This is a genomic window from Aldersonia kunmingensis (assembly GCF_001646865.1).
Classification (GTDB): Bacteria; Actinomycetota; Actinomycetes; order Mycobacteriales; family Mycobacteriaceae; genus Aldersonia; species Aldersonia kunmingensis.
This window is the reverse complement of the sequence record NZ_LRRB01000316.1, coordinates 2,501-5,358: the sequence shown is the minus strand read 5'-3', so window position 1 is coordinate 5,358 and position 2,858 is coordinate 2,501. Positions and strand designations below refer to the sequence as shown.

Here is a 2,858-nt window from a genome sequence, read left to right as displayed (position 1 = left end):
TTCGGTGAAGTGTGTTCCGGCGGTGTCCTACTCTCCCACACCCTGGCGGGTGCAGTACCATCGGCGCTGACAGGCTTAGCTTCCGGGTTCGGGATGGGTCCGGGCGTTTCCCTGTCGCTATGGCCGCCGTAACTCTGTGAAACTGTCACATCGGATCGGATGAATCCCCTGCGCCCTTGTTGCCGGGGTTGGGGGTATCCGTTCACACGATTGTGTGTTGTTTCAGATACTGCACAGTGGACGCGTAGCTTCTTTGTTGGTAAGTCCTCGGCCGATTAGTACCAGTCACCTGCACCCGTTACCGGGCTTCCAGTTCTGGCCTATCAACCCCATGGTCTGTGGGGGGCCTTACCCACTCGAAGGTGGTGAGAAACCTCATCTTGGAACAGGCTTCCCGCTTAGATGCTTTCAGCGGTTATCCCTTCCGAACGTAGCTAACCAGCGGTGCTCCTGGTGGAACAACTGGCACACCAGAGGTTCGTCCGTCCCGGTCCTCTCGTACTAGGGACAGCCTTCCTCAAGTTTCTGACGCGCGCGGCGGATAGAGACCGAACTGTCTCACGACGTTCTAAACCCAGCTCGCGTGCCGCTTTAATGGGCGAACAGCCCAACCCTTGGGACCTACTCCAGCCCCAGGATGCGACGAGCCGACATCGAGGTGCCAAACCATCCCGTCGATATGGACTCTTGGGGAAGATCAGCCTGTTATCCCCGGGGTACCTTTTATCCGTTGAGCGACACCGCTTCCACTTGCCGGTGCCGGATCACTAGTCCCGACTTTCGTCCCTGCTCGACCTGTCAGTCTCACAGTCAAGCTCCCTTGTGCACTTGCACTCAACACCTGATTGCCAACCAGGCTGAGGGAACCTTTGGGCGCCTCCGTTACATTTTGGGAGGCAACCGCCCCAGTTAAACTACCCACCAGGCACTGTCCCTGAACCAGATCATGGTCCGAGGTTAGAGGTCCAATACGATCAGAGTGGTATTTCAACGATGACTCCACCCACACTGGCGTGCGAGTTTCACAGTCTCCCACCTATCCTACACAAACCGTACCGAACACCAATACCAAGCTATAGTGAAGGTCCCGGGGTCTTTTCGTCCTGCCGCGCGTAACGAGCATCTTTACTCGTAATGCAATTTCGCCGAGTCTGTGGTTGAGACAGCAGAGAAGTCGTTACGCCATTCGTGCAGGTCGGAACTTACCCGACAAGGAATTTCGCTACCTTAGGATGGTTATAGTTACCACCGCCGTTTACCGGGGCTTAAATTCTCAGCTTCACCCATTACTGGGTTGACCGGTCCTCTTAACCTTCCGGCACCGGGCAGGCGTCAGTCCGTATACATCGTCTTACGACTTCGCACGGACCTGTGTTTTTAGTAAACAGTCGCTTCTCTCTGGTCTCTGCGACCCAAGCCAGCTCGGGAAGTAAATTCCGTCACCGGACCGGGTCCCCCTTCTCCCGAAGTTACGGGGGCATTTTGCCGAGTTCCTTAACCACAGTTCTCTCGATCGCCTTAGTATTCTCTACCTGACCACCTGTGTCGGTTTGGGGTACGGGCCGTGTACCAACTCGCTAGAGGCTTTTCTCGGCAGCATAGGATCACTGAATTCGCCTCAATCGGCTACGCATCACCTCTCAGGATATGTGTGGCACGGATTTGCCTATGCCACTCCCTACAGGCTTACACCAGTACTACCACTGACTGGCCCAGCTACCTTCCTGCGTCACCCCATCGCTTGCCTACTACCAGCGAAGGTCCCATGCAGCCCCATCAGGTTCCCCGAAGGGAATCCGTCCGGATTTGGATGGTTAGTACCACTGATTCAGCATGGGCGCGGATACACGGGTACGGGAATATCAACCCGTTGTCCATCGACTACGCCTGTCGGCCTCGCCTTAGGTCCCGACTCACCCTGGGCGGATTAACCTGGCCCAGGAACCCTTGGTCATTCGGCGGACGAGTTTCTCACTCGTCTTTCGCTACTCATGCCTGCATTCTCACTCGCGCACCCTCCACACCTGGATCACTCCGGCGCTTCCATGGGTGCACGACGCTCCCCTACCCACCCACACCACTGCACACGCCCCCGTAAGGGCGAATGGGTGTTGTGTGAGTGCCGCGGCTTCGGCGGTGTACTTGAGCCCCGCTACATTGTCGGCGCAGGATCACTTGACCAGTGAGCTATTACGCACTCTTTCAAGGGTGGCTGCTTCTAAGCCAACCTCCTGGTTGTCTTCGCGACCCCACATCCTTTTCCACTTAGTACACGCTTAGGGGCCTTAGCCGGCGATCTGGGCTGTTTCCCTCTCGACTACGAAGCTTATCCCCCGCAGTCTCACTGCCACGCTCTCACACACCGGCATTCGGAGTTTGGCTGATTTCGGTAAGCTTGTAGGCCCCCTAGACCATCCAGTAGCTCTACCTCCGGTGTGAAACACGTGACGCTGCACCTAAATGCATTTCGGGGAGAACCAGCTATCACGGAGTTTGATTGGCCTTTCACCCCTACCCACAGCTCATCCCCTCAGTTTTCAACCTAAGTGGGTTCGGGCCTCCACGACGTCTTACCGTCGCTTCACCCTGGCCATGGGTAGATCACTCCGCTTCGGGTCTAGAACATGCGACTCAACACGCCCTATTCGGACTCGCTTTCGCTACGGCTACCCCACACGGGTTAACCTCGCCACATGCCACTAACTCGCAGGCTCATTCTTCAAAAGGCACGCCATCACCCACAGTGGTAAACCACTCGCAGGCTCTGACGGATTGTAAGCGCACGGTTTCAGGTACTATTTCACTCCCCTCCCGGGGTACTTTTCACCTTTCCCTCACGGTACTAGTCCGCTATCGGT

2 rRNA genes (1 of these 2 cut by a window edge) are annotated in these 2,858 nt (G+C 56.4%); both read right to left on the bottom strand.

Annotation, left to right across the window (positions count from 1 at the left end):
- Nucleotides 1–14: 14 nt before the first annotated feature.
- A 5S ribosomal RNA gene (gene rrf / locus A8G08_RS25365) occupies nucleotides 15–131 on the bottom strand.
- A gap of 124 nt (nucleotides 132–255) precedes the next feature.
- A 23S ribosomal RNA gene (locus A8G08_RS25360) occupies nucleotides 256–2,858 on the bottom strand; it runs 530 nt beyond the window's last position.